This window comes from Aeromonas sp. 600948, from assembly GCF_049174875.1.
GTDB lineage: Bacteria > Pseudomonadota > Gammaproteobacteria > Enterobacterales > Aeromonadaceae > Aeromonas > Aeromonas veronii_A.
This window is the reverse complement of sequence record NZ_JAAKTY010000026.1, coordinates 12,936-29,346: the sequence shown is the minus strand read 5'-3', so window position 1 is coordinate 29,346 and position 16,411 is coordinate 12,936. Positions and strand designations below refer to the sequence as shown.

The 16,411-nt window shown below is 60.2% G+C and carries 11 protein-coding genes; 6 read left to right on the top strand and 5 right to left on the bottom strand.

Annotated elements, in window-relative coordinates:
• Positions 1-3: 3 nt before the first annotated feature.
• Complete coding sequence (cysD, locus tag G5182_RS17910) at positions 4-936, bottom strand: sulfate adenylyltransferase subunit CysD (protein WP_421252594.1); 933 nt, start codon at positions 934-936, stop codon at positions 4-6.
• Between the two features lie 72 nt (positions 937-1,008).
• Positions 1,009-2,445: a siroheme synthase CysG gene (gene cysG, locus G5182_RS17905; protein ID WP_069529720.1), complete on the bottom strand. Its 1,437-nt coding sequence runs from the start codon at positions 2,443-2,445 to the stop codon at positions 1,009-1,011.
• A 197-nt stretch (positions 2,446-2,642) separates the two neighbouring features.
• On the opposite strand from cysG, the gene G5182_RS17900 reads away from it, so the two are divergent.
• Positions 2,643-3,566: an SPFH domain-containing protein gene (locus G5182_RS17900; RefSeq protein WP_227343102.1), complete on the top strand. Its 924-nt coding sequence runs from the start codon at positions 2,643-2,645 to the stop codon at positions 3,564-3,566.
• Positions 3,563-4,018, top strand: coding sequence for an NfeD family protein (locus G5182_RS17895; protein WP_421254597.1), 456 nt, complete (start codon positions 3,563-3,565; stop codon positions 4,016-4,018). The genes G5182_RS17900 and G5182_RS17895 overlap by 4 nt, the downstream gene beginning before the upstream one ends.
• Before the next feature lie 69 nt (positions 4,019-4,087).
• Here the strand turns inward: G5182_RS17895 and G5182_RS17890 are convergent, their stop codons facing one another.
• On the bottom strand, positions 4,088-6,193 hold the full coding sequence (locus G5182_RS17890; protein WP_227341398.1) for a methyl-accepting chemotaxis protein: 2,106 nt from the start codon (positions 6,191-6,193) through the stop codon (positions 4,088-4,090).
• A gap of 139 nt (positions 6,194-6,332) precedes the next feature.
• Between G5182_RS17890 and nadA the strand changes: the two genes are divergently transcribed.
• Positions 6,333-7,406 carry a quinolinate synthase NadA gene (gene nadA / locus G5182_RS17885; protein WP_005335706.1) on the top strand — a complete coding sequence of 358 codons (1,074 nt, stop codon included), beginning with the start codon at positions 6,333-6,335 and terminating at the stop codon, positions 7,404-7,406.
• 70 nt (positions 7,407-7,476) lie between these two features.
• On the opposite strand, the gene G5182_RS17880 is transcribed toward nadA, so the two are convergent.
• Both G5182_RS17880 and gap read right to left on the bottom strand, forming a co-directional pair.
• Positions 7,477-8,343, bottom strand: coding sequence for a D-hexose-6-phosphate mutarotase (locus tag G5182_RS17880; protein WP_202005331.1), 867 nt, complete (start codon positions 8,341-8,343; stop codon positions 7,477-7,479).
• Between the two features lie 86 nt (positions 8,344-8,429).
• On the bottom strand, positions 8,430-9,425 hold the full coding sequence (gene gap, locus G5182_RS17875; RefSeq protein ID WP_005335708.1) for a type I glyceraldehyde-3-phosphate dehydrogenase: 996 nt from the start codon (positions 9,423-9,425) through the stop codon (positions 8,430-8,432).
• Positions 9,426-9,772: 347 nt separating this feature from the next.
• Here gap and malQ point away from each other — a divergent pair, with 347 nt between their 5' ends.
• The 3 genes from malQ to glgX all read left to right on the top strand — a co-directional run bounded on the left by malQ (position 9,773) and on the right by glgX (position 16,378).
• Positions 9,773-11,962 (top strand): 4-alpha-glucanotransferase, encoded by a 2,190-nt coding sequence (malQ, locus tag G5182_RS17870; RefSeq protein ID WP_227341399.1) that lies wholly within the window; start codon positions 9,773-9,775, stop codon positions 11,960-11,962.
• A gap of 82 nt (positions 11,963-12,044) precedes the next feature.
• A complete protein-coding gene (gene glgB / locus G5182_RS17865) occupies positions 12,045-14,222 on the top strand; it encodes a 1,4-alpha-glucan branching protein GlgB (protein WP_421252591.1) in 2,178 nt (725 codons plus the stop codon).
• Positions 14,222-16,378 carry a glycogen debranching protein GlgX gene (gene glgX, locus G5182_RS17860; RefSeq protein ID WP_227341401.1) on the top strand — a complete coding sequence of 719 codons (2,157 nt, stop codon included), beginning with the start codon at positions 14,222-14,224 and terminating at the stop codon, positions 16,376-16,378. The genes glgB and glgX overlap by 1 nt, the downstream gene beginning before the upstream one ends.
• The last annotated feature ends 33 nt before the right edge of the window (positions 16,379-16,411 follow it).

The following is a 16,411-nucleotide window of genomic DNA, read 5'->3' as shown; positions in this document are numbered from 1 at the left end:
TCCTTAGAAATATCCCTGACGCTTCTTCTGCTCCATGGAGCCGGCCTGATCGTGGTCAATCAGCCGCCCTTGCCGCTCGCTCGAAGTGGTGAGCAGCATCTCTTCAATAATTTCCGGCAAGGTGGTGGCATCGGATTCGATGGCCCCGGTCAGCGGGTAGCAGCCGAGGGTGCGGAAGCGCACCAGCTCCTGCTTCACTTCGTCTTCCGGGCCGATGGGCATACGCTCGTCATCCACCATGATCTTGATGCCGTTGCGCTCCACCACCGGACGGTAAGCGGCGAAGTAGAGCGGCACTATGTCGATCTTTTCCAGATAGATGTATTGCCAGATATCCAGCTCGGTCCAGTTGGAGAGCGGGAACACCCGGATGCTCTCCCCCTTGTTGACCTGGCTGTTGTAAACCCGCCACAGCTCCGGGCGCTGGTTCTTCGGATCCCAGCGGTGGGACTTGTCACGGAAGGAGTAGACCCGCTCCTTGGCGCGGGACTTCTCCTCGTCGCGGCGCGCGCCACCGAAGGCGGCGTCGAAGCCGTATTTGTTGAGCGCCTGCTTGAGCCCCTCGGTCTTCATGATGTCGGTGTGCTTGCCGCTGCCGTGGACGAAGGGGTTGATGCCCATGGCGAGCCCTTCCGGGTTCTTGTGGACGATGAGATCCAGCCCGTACTTTTTGGCGGTCTCATCGCGGAACTTGATCATCTCCTTGAACTTCCAGTCGGTGTCGACGTGGAGCAAGGGGAACGGGATCTTGCCCGGATAGAAGGCCTTGCGGGCCAGGTGCAGCATGACGGAGGAGTCCTTGCCGATGGAGTACATCATCACCGGGTTTTCAAATTCGGCAGCCACCTCGCGGATGATATGGATGCTCTCGGCTTCCAGCTGCTGCAAGTGCGTCAATCTTTCACGGTCCATGTTGGTCCTCGGGTCATTGCTTATGCGCCTGCTCGGGGCGCTGGGTGGTTCAGTGCGCGGCCGCACCGGCAGCCGCATCAAATATCTCTTTCTCGGTCAGGCCAGCTGCACCAGCTTGAGGTCGCAGCCATCGAGATCCGGGTTAGCGCGCTGCTGCTCGCCGCTTTTTTCTCCAAACCAGGCGAGCCGCTCGCGCAGAGCGACCACTTCGCCGATGACGATAAGCGACGGGCTCACCGCCTGTTTGGCCAGCTCCGCCAAATCGGCCAGCGTGCCGGTCAGCACCCGCTGGCGGGATGTGGTGCCGCGCTCGATGATGGCGATGGGGGTGGCTTGGCTTCGGCCGTGATCCACCAATTGCTGCTGGATATGCTCGGAGCGCATCAGCCCCATGTAGATGACCAGGGTCTGACTGGTGGCGGCGAGCTGCTGCCAGTCGGGCTCCTTGCCCTCTTTCTGGCAATGGCCGGTAATAAAGACGGCGCTCTGGGCGTAATCACGGTGAGTCAGCGGAATACCGGCATAGGCGGTGGCCCCGGCGGCGGCCGTGATGCCGGGCACCACCGAGAAGGGGATGCCTTCATCGGCCAGCACTTCCAGCTCTTCGCCGCCACGACCAAACATAAAGGGATCGCCCCCTTTCAGCCGCACCACACGGTTGCCCGCCTTGGCGTATTCCACCAGCAGGCGATTGGTCTCCTCCTGCGGCACGCTGTGGGCGCCCGCCTTCTTGCCGACCGACACCAGGGTGGCATCGCGGCGCACCAGATCGAGGATCTCAGGCGAGACCAGCTGGTCGTAGAGCACCACTTCAGCCTGTTGAATCTGTTGCAGCGCCTTGAGGGTCAGCAGGCCCGGGTCACCGGGGCCCGCCCCCACCAGCACCACCTCGCCCACTTCGCTTTTCGCCTGATCGAGGCCATCGCTCAGCCACTGCTCGGCCCCTTGCCAATCCTCTTTTTCAATCAGGCTGGCCAGGGTGTTGGAGGCAAAAGCGCGCTCCCAGAAGCGGCGGCGATCGGAAATCGAGGAGAGCACCCGCTTGGCCTTGTCACGCACCCGGCCTGAGAGCTCGGTCAGCCCGCCAAGATGGCGCGGCAGCAGGCTCTCCAGCCGCTCGCGCAACAGGCGCACCAGCACCGGCGCCTTGCCGCCGCTGGAGACCGCCACCATCAGCGGCGAGCGATCAATGATCGAGGGAAAGATAAAGCTGGAGCGCTTGGGGTCATCCACCACGTTGACGAACAGACCCAGCTGATTGGCACTTTGATAAACCAGTGCGTTGACTTCGAGGTTGTCGGTCGCCGCCACCACCAAAATCTGACCAGCCAGATGGGCCGGGGTGAAGCGCTCCGCCAGATGGGTGAAACGACCGGTGAATTCCGCAAATTCCGGTTCAAGCTCCGGGGAGACCAGGGTCAGCCGGGCACCGGCCGCCAGCAGCAGGCGCGCCTTGCGGAGGGCAACCTCGCCCCCACCCACCAGCAGTACCGGGCGGCCTTCCAACTTGGCAAACATAGGTAAATAATCCATTTCGGCCCATCCCTCGGAACACGACTAATATGGGGCGACTATAGGCAGGGCAGCTTATCCCTCAAAATAATAAAAAATGCTTTTTAATGCGTTTTGGTAATTAGCAAAGCCGATTCATGACAAAGGCGTACAAAGTCACTTGTGGTACCTGACGCCAGACCATAGGCTAGGGACTGTGTTTCATAAGGAGCTAAATGATGAATGAATCATTGATTGTGCTAGGGATTTTCGTGTTCCTGGTGCTCGCCACACTGAGCGCGGGCATCAAGATAGTGCCCCAGGGCTACAACTGGACGGTAGAGCGCTTCGGCCGCTACACCCGCACCCTGACCCCGGGCCTCAACCTGTTGATCCCCTATGTGGATAGGGTCGGCCACAAGATCATCATGATGGAGCAGGTGCTGGACATCCCGGCACAAGAGGTGATCTCCCGCGACAACGCCAACGTCACCATCGACGCCATCAGCTTTGTGCAGGTGGTGGATGCCCGCAAAGCGGGCTACGAGGTCAACGATCTCACCAGCGCCATCCGCAATCTCACCATGACCAATATGCGGACTGTGCTCGGCGCCATGGAGCTGGACGAGATGCTCTCCCAGCGCGACACCATCAACGAGAAACTGCTGCGCACCATGGATGCCGCCACCGCCCCCTGGGGCATCAAGGTGACCCGCATCGAAATTAAAGATGTGCGCCCGCCGCTGGCACTGGTCGAGGCGATGAACGCCCAGATGAAGGCCGAGCGCCAGAAACGGGCCGAGGTACTGGAGGCCGAAGGGGTGCGCCAGTCCAAGATCCTGAAAGCGGAAGGGGAGAAGCAGTCCCAGATCCTCAAAGCCGAAGGTGAGCGTCAGGCCGCCTTCCTCGCCGCCGAAGCGCGGGAGCGTGCTGCCGAGGCGGAAGCAAAGGCGACCCATATGGTTTCCCAGGCAATTGCGGAAGGAGACCTGCAGGCCATCAACTACTTCGTGGCTCAGAAATATACCGAGGCACTGGCCCGCATCGGTGAAGGCACCAACAGCAAGATCATCATGATGCCGCTGGAAGCGGGCAGCCTGATTGGCTCTGTGGCTGGCATGGCCGAGCTGTTCAACAAAGATGGCAAGGGCAGCAAGTCATGACTGCCCTGTTAGAGGGGCTGACCCACTGGCACTGGCTGGGGCTCGGCTTCATTCTGCTGGCCATCGAGGTGCTCGGCTCGGTGGGCTTTTTGCTCTGGACCGGCATCGCCGCGCTGGAAGTGGGCCTGCTGCTGCTGATCTGGCCCTTTGGCTGGCAGGCGCAGCTGCTGCTGTTTGCGGTGCAATCCCTGCTCACCACCTGGGCCTGGTGGCGCTGGCAGCACCAGCGCGACAACTCGGGTCAGGATGCCGCCAGCACCATCAACGAGCGGATGCAGAGCTATATGGGCCGCGAGCTGAACCTGCTGGATGATGTCGCCCAAGGCACCAGCCGGGTACATCTGGACGACACGGTCTGGACGGTGCGCTGCGACGAGTCGCTGCCTGCAGGCAGCAAGGTCAGGGTGGTGGGGGCCGACTCCCACATCCTGCTGGTTGAACCCCGCAAATGACGCAACTCTGCCATCGAATCATAAAAAAGCCCGCGATCGCTCGCGGGCTTTTGTCTCTCTGGCAACGACTCAGGTACGCAGCCGATCGAGCTGACTGGCGAGCGCCGTGGCCGCTTGCTCCAGCGCCTCGCTCAGTTGATGGCTGGAGCTGGCCTCCTGCCCAATCACGTTGGCGGTATCACCAATCCGCATCAAATTCTTGTTTATATCATCACTGACGGCGCTCTGCTGCTCGGCGGCGGTGGCCACCTGACTGATGTGGTCGTGGATCTGCTGGATCTGGGCCACCACCCGATTGAGCGCCTCGAACGCCTGCTCGGTGCCCTGCACCGTGGTGGTGGAGCGCTCGATGCCGGTATTCATCAGACGTTGACTGCTGCTCACCTCTGTTTGCAGGCTACCAATCAGCTGGCCAATCTCGTCGGTCGATTCACGGGTCTTGTTGGCCAGCGCCCGCACCTCGTCTGCCACCACTGCAAAGCCGCGGCCCATGTCCCCTGCCCGTGCTGCCTCGATGGCGGCGTTGAGGGCCAGCAGATTGGTCTGCTCGGCAATGGCGCGGATCACATCGAGGATCCGGCTGATATTGGTGCTGCGCTGGGCCACCAGCGCCACCGCCTTGTCCGCCTCATGCATATCGCCGACCAGAGTATGGATCTCGTTGCGGGCATTGCTGAGGGTCTGCTGGGCGGTATTGATGTGGTGGGTCGCCGCTTCCGACTCCTGCGCCGCCTGCTCGGCATAACCCGCCACGCTGACTGCCGTGGTGCTCATCTGATGCATGGCGCTTACCACGCTCTCCAGCTCCAGATTCTGCTCGTCCAGACTGTTGCGCATGGTGTCGGCGGTATGTTTCATCTCCCGCGCCTGCTGGTAGACCTGCTGGCCAATCCCCTTGCTCATTTGCACCATGCCCCGCAGCTTGCCGAGGAAGGCATTGAGCTGAGAACCCAGATCGATCAGCTCCTGATGGGTGTCGATCTCCATCTGCTGGGTCAGGTCACCCTCGTTGCTGGAGAGATGACCCACATGGCGGCTGATAAGAGAAAGTGGCGCAGTAATGGTCTGGATAAACCAGACCAGCAGCCCCAGCACCAGCAGGGTAATCCCGCCCATGGCGATGATCTGCTGCCGCTGGCCATCCACCAGCAGGGCGCCCAGTTCATTGCTGATGGCGTGCGCCTTGCCGAGCGCCAGCGCCTTGGGCACCTTGATCATCAACCACCACTGGGTATTGGCTGCTTCAACCCGAATGGGCTGATGAAGAATGAAGTCACTGTCGCTGCTGACCGGCCGACCGTCAGGCAGGGTCAGGCCCACCTCCTTGAGTGGACGGCCCAGCTTGTCGGCATAGCGGTTGCTGCCCACAATCAGCCCCATCTTGCTGACCAGGGTCACATCCGCCTTGTTGTCATAGAGGCTCTTGCCAAGGTTTTCAGCCAGTTGCTGGAAGATGGGCAGGTTCATATCCACCCCGGCCAGCCCGACAAACTTGCCGTCACGCAGCACGGGCACCGTGAGACTGGTCATCAGCATCTTGTTTCCCGGACTGATTTCGTAAAGGTAAGGCTCCATCAGGCAGGGCTGACGGGTATCGCGACCACAGAGATACCACTCGCTGTTGCGAATGCCGAACTCGTTGAGGGAGGTATCAAACTTGGCCTCGCTGGCGGCGGCGTCCACCGCTTGCTGGGCGACGGCCCCTCCCTGATCCTTGGTGAAATAGACCTCCAGACTCCCCTTGCCCGCCACCGAGTGGCTGGCTCCGGCAACCCAGTTGGCATCCTCGCCATCGTAGCCGTTCGGTTCAAACTGGGCATAGATGGAGCTGATCCCGCTCGCCTGCTGCAGGCTGCTGCCGAGCAACGACTCCACTTGAGGCCGCGACAAGCGCAGTTCCGGTTTGGCCATGGCTGCTTCAATCTGGGCGGTCACGGTCAGGGGGATTTGGTAGGAGTTCTGCATCAGCGAAGCAATCTGGATGGCATAGCGCTCTGCCTGATACTGCAGACTGCGGGAGACCTCCTCTTCCAGTGCATCGCTGGTCTGGGTCATCACCATATTGCGAAGGGAACTGAAAGAAGCCGATTGCAACAGGGTCATGGCCAGCCCGGTCAACAGAAACAGCCCCATGGTCAGAGACAACAACTTGAACTTGAGGGAACGTTGCTTCATACGACAACTCCTTATGGCAATATGACAACGAATAAGTTGAGTATATTCGTCCACTTGCAGCACACCGGATTTGTGATGGGTTTGTCACCGGCTTCTGGTTATAATTTTGGCCTTCCCGAGCGTTGATGGAACAGTCGCAATGAGCAATGCACTGAGCAGTGTCCCGCCGGTAGTCGCGATGGACTACCCCTTTCCGGCCAAACCTCTTCCCCTGAGTGCCGAGCAGAGAACGACCTTGACCACAGAAATCAAGGCGCTACTCAAGGAGCGCAAAGCGGTACTGGTCGCCCACTACTACACGGATCCCGAGATCCAGGCGCTAGCCGAAGCCACCGGCGGTTTCGTCGGTGACTCGCTGGAGATGGCCCGCTTTGGCCGCGATCACGAGGCGCAGACCCTGATCGTCGCCGGGGTGCGCTTCATGGGGGAGACCTCCAAGATCCTGAGCCCCCACAAACGGGTGCTGATGCCGACTCTGGAGGCCGAATGCTCCCTCGATCTGGGCTGCCCCATCGAGCAGTTTTCCGCCTTCTGCGATGCCAACCCGGATCATACCGTGGTGGTCTACGCCAATACCTCGGCTGCGGTCAAAGCACGGGCTGACTGGGTGGTGACCTCCAGCATCGCGCTGGAGATCGTCGAACACCTCGACAGTCTGGGTCACAAGATCATCTGGGGCCCGGATCGCCATCTGGGTGCCTATATTGAGAAGAAGACCGGGGCGCAGATGCTGCGCTGGCAGGGCCACTGCATCGTCCACGATGAGTTCAAGGCCCGCGCCCTACGCGAGCTGAAAGAGCAGAATCCTGACGCCGCCGTGCTGGTTCATCCGGAATCCCCCGCCTCGGTGATCGAGCTGGCCGATGCGGTGGGCTCCACCAGTCAGCTGATCAAGGCGGCCAAAGAGCTGCCCCAGCAGAAGCTGATCGTGGCGACCGATCGGGGCATCTTCTACAAGATGCAGCAAGCTTGTCCGGAGAAAGAGATGGTGGAAGCACCGACCGGTGGCGATGGCGCTACCTGCCGCAGTTGCGCCCACTGCCCCTGGATGGCGATGAATGGTCTGGTGGCGATCAAGGAGGCCCTCACCGACGGTGCCGAGCGCCACGAGATCCATGTCGACGAAGATCTGCGGGTCAAAGCCTTGATCCCCCTCGACCGCATGCTCAATTTCGCCGCCGAACTCAAGCTCAAGACCCAGGGCAACGCCTGATTGCCGCCGTCACGAGATGCAAAGAGGGCTCCCGCGGGAGCCCTCTTTATTTATCTGAACCTCATCCTGATCAGATGATCACGGTGGAGAGGCTGTGCTCATCATCCGGCGCAACGGTCACCCCCGCCTCGCCAGCGATGGCAGCTTCGACGCAGAGCATGGTGCGATAGCCATCGTCGCTCATGTCGGCCATGGCGGTGGCCCCTTCCAGCCATGGGGTCCAGACCACCACGCTGTCGTGGTTGCCACTGACAACCCGGGTCTTGCGCTCACCATCCTGCACGCTCACCAGCGCCTCTGGCTGCCAGTAGACCCGATCCAGCGGCCCGCTCAGGGTCAATGCACCCTGCTGCTTGGCATCCTGTCCGGTCAGCTTGTCGGCATAGGGCTCGCCCAGGCCGGTGACGCTTACCACCTCTGGTGAGCTGATCTGCAAATAGGTGTGCAGCGCACCGCTATAGGTCAATGGCTGAGCACCTGTGTTGCGAGTGGTCAGCACCAGCGAAAGCTCTTTGCCCACCAGCACGTCCAGTTCCAGCTCGAAGGCGTGATCCCACAGGGCACGGGTCGCATCGCTGTCACGCAGGGAGAGATGAACAAGCGTGCCATCAGCGTGATCTGAGACCCCGTCCAGCATCCAGAGGGTGGTGCGTGCAAAACCGTGGGAGGGCTTGCCGCTACCAACGCGGGCGGGCGCCGGGCCAAACCAGGGCCAGCAGATCGGGATACCACCGCGAACAGGCTTGCTGCCATCCAGCACCGCCTTGTCGCTCAACCAGATGGAGGCTGGCTCACCATGACGCTGATAGCTCAGCACATGGGCGCCAAACAGGCTGATCTCGGCCTTGGCATAGTCGTTGTTGATGGTGAGAACCGGCAGACCGGCCGCATTGTTGGCAAGCTTGCAATTGGCTGTCAGGGGACGAATGGATTGCATGTGGACTCCTGTCATCAGGGGAAACCGAAAAACAAAAAGGCGGCCAATGGCCGCCTTTTTCAAGCTACGCGATTGCGCATCCCAAATTACTTGGAGATGTGAGCGATCAGGTCCAGAACTTTGCTGGAGTAGCCCATTTCGTTGTCGTACCAGGATACAACTTTAACGAATTTGTCGTTCAGCTGGATACCAGCCTTGGCGTCGAATACGGAGGTCTGACGCTCACCCAGGAAGTCGGTAGATACAACTTCGTCTTCGGTGTAGCCCAGAACGCCTTTCATAGCGCCTTCGGAAGCAGCTTTCATCGCTTCGCAGATTTCTGCGTAGGTGGCAGCTTTCTTCAGGTTAACGGTCAGGTCAACAACAGACACGTCCGGAGTCGGAACACGGAAAGCCATACCGGTCAGCAGGCCTTTCAGTTCCGGGATAACTACGCCAACAGCTTTGGCAGCACCGGTAGAGGACGGGATGATGTTCTGAGCCGCACCGCGGCCACCGCGCCAGTCTTTGGCAGACGGACCATCAACGGTCTTCTGGGTAGCAGTGGTAGCGTGAACGGTGGTCATCAGGCCAGACTCGATACCGAAGGTATCGTTCAGAACCTTGGCGATCGGTGCCAGGCAGTTGGTGGTGCAGGAAGCGTTGGAAACGATGTCCTGGCCAGCGTAGGTAGAGTCGTTAACACCCATTACGAACATCGGGGTAGCGTCTTTGGACGGGCCAGTCAGAACAACTTTCTTGGCACCAGCAGCGATGTGCTTACGAGCAGTCTCGTCGGTCAGGAACAGACCGGTAGCTTCAGCAACAACGTCAACACCGATTTCGCCCCACTTCAGGTTGGCCGGGTCACGCTCAGCGGTAACACGTACGGTTTTGCCGTTTACAACCAGGTTGCCGTCTTTAACTTCAACGGTACCGTTGAAACGACCGTGAGTTGAATCGTACTTCAGCATGTAAGCCATGTAGTCAACATCGATCAGGTCGTTGATACCAACAACTTCGATGTCTGCACGCTCGCAAGCCAGACGGAATACGAAACGACCGATACGGCCAAAACCGTTAATACCTACTTTGATAGTCATATTTAGTTACCTAACTGTTCAGTAGTCAAAGAAAATTCCGCTTGTAAATTTACTAGAACTCTCCGGTGAGTCAACCAACATTCTGTCTGAAATTGCGCTATATCATGAAAAACTGTGAAATTAATTTTCTGTTTATGTAACTGATTACCACGTTTTGACGAAAAAAGTGCCAGATCGTGGCATCGCGCAGATATCAACAATAGTGCCTACTCGGTCACACAACCATTCACAGAGATATGTAAAAATGTGCGCGGTTTAGCATGGCCAAAGAGCCACTGTTCAAGTACCACCCCATAAAAATCAAACAAAATAGTATAGATAGAATCCACAGCGGGAATTCTCAAACTATGACCACCCTGATTGAACAGCTGGCTGCCGCAAAAGGTATCGCCAGCGAGTATGTCGATGCCTGGGGCCACCCGGCCCAGGTATCAGAAGAGAGCAAGGCCGCCATGCTGGGCGCCATGGGCTACCGCGTCGATGACGAGGCCGCACTGGTGCAGCAGCTGGAAGAGGAGCATCGCCAGCACTGGCTGCGGGCGCTGGATCCTGTGATGGTGGTTCGCACCGGCGACGCCGTTACCCTTGAGGTTCGCCTCCCCATCGAATTCGTCAACGACGCCCTCACCTGGCAGCTCCAGCAGGAGCAGGGTGCAGTGCTGTCCGGTCAATTCACCCCCATCGAGGGTGAGCTGGTCGGCGTGGCCGAATTTGAAGATATGGAGTGCCAGGCCTATCGCGTCACGCTGGATATGGCCCCGGAGCTGGGTTATCACCAGCTGGTGTTGCTGGAAGAGGGCAATGACGAGCCGCTGGCCACCATGCGCCTCATCGTTGCCCCCAAGGCCTGCTACAAGCAGGCGCCGATTGCCGATGGCCGCAAGGTATGGGGTCCGAGCGTGCAGCTTTACTGCCTGCGCAGCCGCCATAACTGGGGTATCGGTGACTTCAGCGATCTGGGCCAGCTGGTTGAGAAAGCCGCCGCCTGGGGTGCCCACTTCGTCGGCCTCAACCCTATCCACGCCCTCTATCCGGCCAATCCGGAGAGCGCCAGTCCCTACAGCCCCTCTTCCCGTCGCTGGCTCAACGTGGCCTATATCAATGTGGAAGCGGTGCCCGAATTCCAGCAGAGCGATCGCCTGAAAGCGGAAGTGGCGAGCCCTGCCTTCCAGCAACATCTGGCCGATCTGCGCGCCAAAGAGAACGTCGATTACACCGGCGTGATCCAGACCAAACTCGGCATGCTGCGTCAGGTGTTCGATGAAGCCACCCTGAGCGCCGAGCGTCAGGCCGCCTTTGATGCCTTCGTGGCCGCCGGTGGCGACAGCCTGCAACAGCAGGCAGCATTTGATGCCCTGCAGGCCCACTTCTATGCCAAAGGCGAAAATGCCTGGGGCTGGCCGGTATGGCCGCAGGAGCTGCGCGATTACCACAATCCTGCCGTTGCCGCCTGGATGGCCGCGCACCCGCAAGATGTCAACTTCTACCTCTATCTGCAGTTCCTGGCCGACGAGCAGCTGGCGCAAGCCGATGCCCGTGCCAAGGCTGCCGGCATGGTGATGGGGATCTACCGGGATCTGGCAGTGGGTGTCTCCGAAGGCTCCACCGAGATCTGGGCCAACCAGGATCTCTACTGCCCGAAAGCCTCGGTCGGTGCGCCGCCCGATATTCTCGGCCCGCTTGGTCAGAACTGGGGCCTGCCCCCGATGAACCCGAACAAGCTGTTTGAAGCGGCCTATCAGCCGATGGTGGACTTGTTCCGTGCCAACATGCGCTCCTGTGGCGCACTGCGTATCGACCACGTGATGGCCTTGCTGCGCCTGTGGTGGGTACCGCCCGGAGCGTCCGCCGCCAAGGGCGCCTACATCTACTATCCGGTCAACGATCTGCTGGGCATTCTGGCCCTCGAATCCCACCGTAATCAGTGCCTGCTGATCGGCGAGGATCTGGGCACCGTGCCGGAGGGGATCGACGTGACCCTGAAAGAGAACGGCGTCCACTCCTACAAGGTGTTCTTCTTCGAGCGCTCCAAGGAAGATGGCGGCTTTATCTCTCCTGCGCACTACACCGAGCAGGCGATGTCGGCCCTGACCACCCACGACATGCCGACCCTCAAGGGCTTCTGGCACTGCGATGATCTGGCGCTCGGCCGTCAACTGGGTCTGTATCCGGATGAAGATGTTTTGAAGACTCTGTATGCTGATCGCCACCAGGCCAAACAGCGGATCCTCGACAGCTTGCATGCCCACAAGGTCATCTCTGACAACATCAGTCATGACGTGAACTGGGTCGGCATGAACACCGAACTCAACCACGGTCTGCAGATCCACATGTCCCGCGGCAGCTGCGCCCTGTTCAGTACCCAGCTGGAAGATTGGCTAGAGATGGACAAGCCGGTCAACGTACCGGGCACCAGTTACGAATACCCCAACTGGCGCCGCAAGCTTTCCGCTGATCTGGAAGATATTTTTGCCAATGAGGCACTCAAGGCACTGGCTGGCAAGATGAGCCAAGCCCGTGATGAGGCCAGTCGTTGAGACGCTGTCTCCCACAGCGCTCTCACCTAAATCCACTCCGGCTTCGGCCGGAGTGGATGCTCTGTCATGAAAGGAAATCTCGATGCTCGTTGAACGTTTGGTTGCTGCCCGCTGTTCCGATCCCTTCTCTCACTTAGGCCTGCAGGCCAATCCGGATGGGCCCGGCCTCAAACTGACCGCCTGGTTGCCTGATGCCCTCGAAGTCCGCGTCAAGGATCTCAAGTCGGGCAAAGTCGTTGCCACCCTGGCGCCCACCGATGAATCGGGTCTTTTTGAAACTGTTTTCACCCGCCGCAAAAACTCCTTCCCCTATCAGCTGATCGCCAGCTACCAAGATGCCACCACCGAGGTCATCGACCCCTATCAATTTCAGGATGCCGCTTGGTCGGGTCTTGCCGAACTGACCGCCCAGCCGGAAAACCTCTACCACACCCTTGGCGCCCAGCTGCGCACCGTGGAGCACCTTGGTCAGCAGGTGGAAGGGGTGCGTTTTGCGGTCTATGCGCCGAGCGCCACCTCGGTGAGCCTGATCGGCGATTTCAACTTCTGGGATGGCCGCCGCCACCCGATGCAGCGCAGCCTCTGCGGTCACTGGGTGCTGTTTGTGCCGGGCCTCAAGGCCGGGGATCGCTACAAGTTCGAGCTCAAGGATCCCATGGGCAACCGGCTGCCCCACAAGAGCGATCCGGTCGGCTTCTACTGCGAGCAGTATCCGTCGTTCGCCTCCGTGGTCTATGACCACGCCCAGTACCAGTGGCAGGATGCCGAGTGGATTGCCAGCCAGCACAACGACAAACGCGAGCAGCCGCTCTCCATCTATGAGCTGCATGTCGGCTCCTGGAAACGCCACCCCAACGGCGACAGCCTGAGCTGGCGCGAACTGGCAGTGGAGCTGGTCGCCTACGTCAAGGAGATGGAGTACACCCACATCGAGCTGCTGCCAGTCTCCGAGCACCCCTTCAGCGGCTCCTGGGGCTACCAGCCGGTGGGTATGTTCTCCCCCACCAGCCGCTACGGCACCGCTGATGATTTCAAATACTTCGTCGACCAGTGCCACCAGGCCGGGATCGGCATCATTCTGGACTGGGTACCCGCCCACTTCCCGTCCGATGCCCACGGCCTGGCCCGTTTCGACGGTACCCCGCTCTATGAATATGAAGATCCGCGCCGTGGCTGGCACCCGGACTGGAACTCCTACATCTACGACTTTGGCCGCGACACAGTGCGCCAGTTCCTGGTGGCGAGCGCCCTGTTCTGGCTCGACAAGTTCCACATCGACGGCCTGCGGGTGGATGCGGTCGCCTCCATGCTCTATCTGGACTACTCCCGCAACGCCGGTGAGTGGGTACCGAACGTCGATGGCGGCAACCACAACTACGAGGCGATCAGTCTGCTCAAGTGGACCAACGAGGAGGTCTACGGCAAGTATCCCCACGCCATGACCATCGCCGAAGAGTCCACCGCCTTTGCCGGTGTCTCCCGCCCCACCTTCCTCGGCGGCCTCGGCTTTGGCTTCAAGTGGAATATGGGCTGGATGCACGACACCCTCACCTACATGCAGAAAGAGCCGATCCACCGCCGCTACCACCACAACGACATGACCTTCTCCATGGTTTACCACTATGACGAGAACTTCATCCTGTCGCTCTCCCACGACGAGGTGGTACACGGCAAGCACTCCATGCTCTACAAGATGCCCGGTGACGAGTGGCAGCAGGCTGCCAACCTGCGGGCCTACATGGGCTTCATGTACGCCCATCCCGGCAAGAAGCTCAATTTCATGGGCACCGAGATCGCCCAAAGCAACGAGTGGAACCACGATGCCCAGCTGCCGTGGCACCTGCTGCAATATCCCAAGCATGCCGGTCAGCAGCGGCTGATCCACGATCTCAACCACCTCTACCGTCATGAGCCTGCCTTGTATCAGGCCGATTATGAGCAGACCGGCTTCCGCTGGCTGGATCATAACGATGCCGACAACAGCATCTTTGCCTGGCTGCGGGCGGACAAAGAGGGCAAGCAGGCTATTGTGGTGGCTTGCAACTTCACCCCGGTGCCCCGTCTCGAATATCGGATCGGCGTCCCAGCTGCGGGCCACTATCGGGTGGTGCTCAACACCGACAGCGAGTATTACTGGGGCAGTAACTATGATGTAGGTCTGGTGTTCGCTGCCGAGCCGACCCCCTGGCAGGGGATGGCACACAGCATAGTGCTGGATCTGCCGCCGCTGGCGACCTTGTTTATCAAACAGGAGTCTTGATGCTTGTAATGGAAAAAGGGGTGGGCCACCCGCTGGGGGCCCGCCTTGACGAGAACGGTTGCCACTTCTGCGTCTGGGCCCCCCAGTCGGACAAGGTGGAGATCTGCCTGTACGACGAGCAGGAGCAGGAGCTGATGCGGCTGGAGCTGCCCGGCCGCCGTGGCCAGTATCGCTTTGGCTACGTGCGTGGCGTAAAGGCCGGTCAGCGCTACGGCTATCGGGTCTATGGCACCCCGCAGGAGGGGATGCTGTTCGATCCGCAAAAACTGCTCATCGACCCCTACGCCAAGGCGCTCAGTCGTCCCACCTACTGGGATGAAGCCCTCTATCAGGGTGACAGCGCCGGTATGATTGCCAAGTCGGTGGTAGTGGATGACAGCTTTGACTGGCAAGGGGTTGGCAAACCCGGGATCAGTCCAGCCCGCACCATTATCTACGAGACCCACGTCAAGGGCTTTACCAAGCAGCATCCAGGGATCCCCAAAGCGCTGCAGGGCACCTACCTTGGCATCTGTCACCCGCTGGTCATCGAGCACATGAAGAGTCTCGGCATCACCTCGGTGCAGCTGATGCCGGTGGCCGCCTTCATGTCGGAACCGCGACTGGAACAGCTGGGACTGACCAACTACTGGGGCTACAACCCCATCGCCTTCTTCGCCCCGGAGCCGCGCTACAGCACCAGGGCCGACGAGGCGGTGACCGAGTTCAAGACCATGGTGCGCGAGCTGCACCGGGCCGGGCTCGAGGTGATTCTGGATGTGGTCTACAACCACACTGCCGCCTCGGGCTTCGACGGCCCCACCCTCTCGTTCAAGGGCTTTGACAACGCCGGTTACTACGCCTTCGAAGCGGGTCCCCACGGCCCGGACTACACCCGTCATGCCAACGTGACCGGCTGCGGCAACAGCGTCAATCTGGATCACCCAAACACCCTGCGACTGGTGCTCGATGCCCTGCGCTACTGGGTCACCGAGATGCAGGTGGATGGCTTCCGTTTCGATCTGGCGGTGACGCTGGCGCGGGAAGCAGGGGAGTTCGAGCCCATGGGCGCCTTCTTCAAGGCCGTGATGGCCGACCCTGTGCTGTCACAGGTCAAGCTCATCGCCGAACCCTGGGATATCGGTCCCTTCGGCTACCGGCTGGGTCAATTCCCGAGCCAGTGGCAGGAGATCAATGACCGCTATCGCGATACTGTGCGTGCCTTCTGGCGCGGTGATGCGGGCAAGATGGGGGACTTTGCCACCCGCTTGGTAGGCTCGCGGGATATCTTCCCGAAGAACTGGCGATCGCCCCACACCAGCGTCAACTACCTCTGCTATCACGACGGTTTCACCCTGGAGGATCTGGTCTCCTACAACCAGCGCCACAATCAGGCCAACGGTGAAGACAATCGGGATGGTCACGGCAACAACCTCTCCTATAACCACGGGGTAGAGGGGCCGACCCTGGATCCGCGGGTCAACAGCCTGCGCCAGCAGCAGAAACGCAATCTGATTGCCACCCTGCTGCTGTCGCAAGGGACACCGCACTTCCTTGCCGGCGACGAGATGGGACGCAGCCAGCTTGGCAACAACAACGCCTACTGTCAGGACAACCAGATCAGCTGGGTCAACTGGCAGTGGCGACCGGAGGATGAACGGCTGTTCGCCTTCACCCAGCAGATGATGGCGCTGCGGGCGGAGTCCAGCGTCTTCTCCAACCTGCAACTGAGCGACGACAGTTGGAATGGCGCCCCGTCCAGCTGCCATCAGGTCAACTGGTATCACCCGGACGGCCACCAGCTCACCGATCAGGATTGGCACGCCCCCATGGGGCAGGCGTTCGCCATGGATATCGGCATGATCAACTGTGTCGGCGAGCGCTGGTACGTGCTGTTCAACGCCAGCGATTACGACATCCAGTTCCGCCTGCCGCCTCCGGGAGAAGGGCTGGAGTGGATCCAGACCATCGACACCGCCACCAACGATGGGCTGCCCTTCCTGCCCGATGACATCAAACGGCAGGTAGCGGTCGGCCGGGCCCACTCCCTCAAACTGCTGGAGCGGGTGGCGCTGGCCAGCACGGCGGAGGATGCCCAGCCACCGCAGCAGGAAATTCTCCCTGCATCCGGTGAGGAGATGGTTGCCACCTCGATCACAGATACAGGCAAAGCATAAGAGGCATGCTGGAGTCAGCTTTACGGAGCCGCT

Coding starts and splice junctions, on each gene's coding strand:
- cysG (WP_069529720.1), bottom strand. CDS start 2,445: ATGGATTATTTACCTATGTTTGCCAAGTTGGAAGGCCGCCCGGTACTG.
- nadA (WP_005335706.1), top strand. CDS start 6,333: ATGAGCAATGCACTGAGCAGTGTCCCGCCGGTAGTCGCGATGGACTAC.
- gap (WP_005335708.1), bottom strand. CDS start 9,425: ATGACTATCAAAGTAGGTATTAACGGTTTTGGCCGTATCGGTCGTTTC.
- malQ (WP_227341399.1), top strand. CDS start 9,773: ATGACCACCCTGATTGAACAGCTGGCTGCCGCAAAAGGTATCGCCAGC.
- G5182_RS17890 (WP_227341398.1), bottom strand. CDS start 6,193: ATGAAGCAACGTTCCCTCAAGTTCAAGTTGTTGTCTCTGACCATGGGG.
- G5182_RS17880 (WP_202005331.1), bottom strand. CDS start 8,343: ATGCAATCCATTCGTCCCCTGACAGCCAATTGCAAGCTTGCCAACAAT.
- G5182_RS17895 (WP_421254597.1), top strand. CDS start 3,563: ATGACTGCCCTGTTAGAGGGGCTGACCCACTGGCACTGGCTGGGGCTC.
- glgX (WP_227341401.1), top strand. CDS start 14,222: ATGCTTGTAATGGAAAAAGGGGTGGGCCACCCGCTGGGGGCCCGCCTT.
- glgB (WP_421252591.1), top strand. CDS start 12,045: ATGCTCGTTGAACGTTTGGTTGCTGCCCGCTGTTCCGATCCCTTCTCT.
- G5182_RS17900 (WP_227343102.1), top strand. CDS start 2,643: ATGAATGAATCATTGATTGTGCTAGGGATTTTCGTGTTCCTGGTGCTC.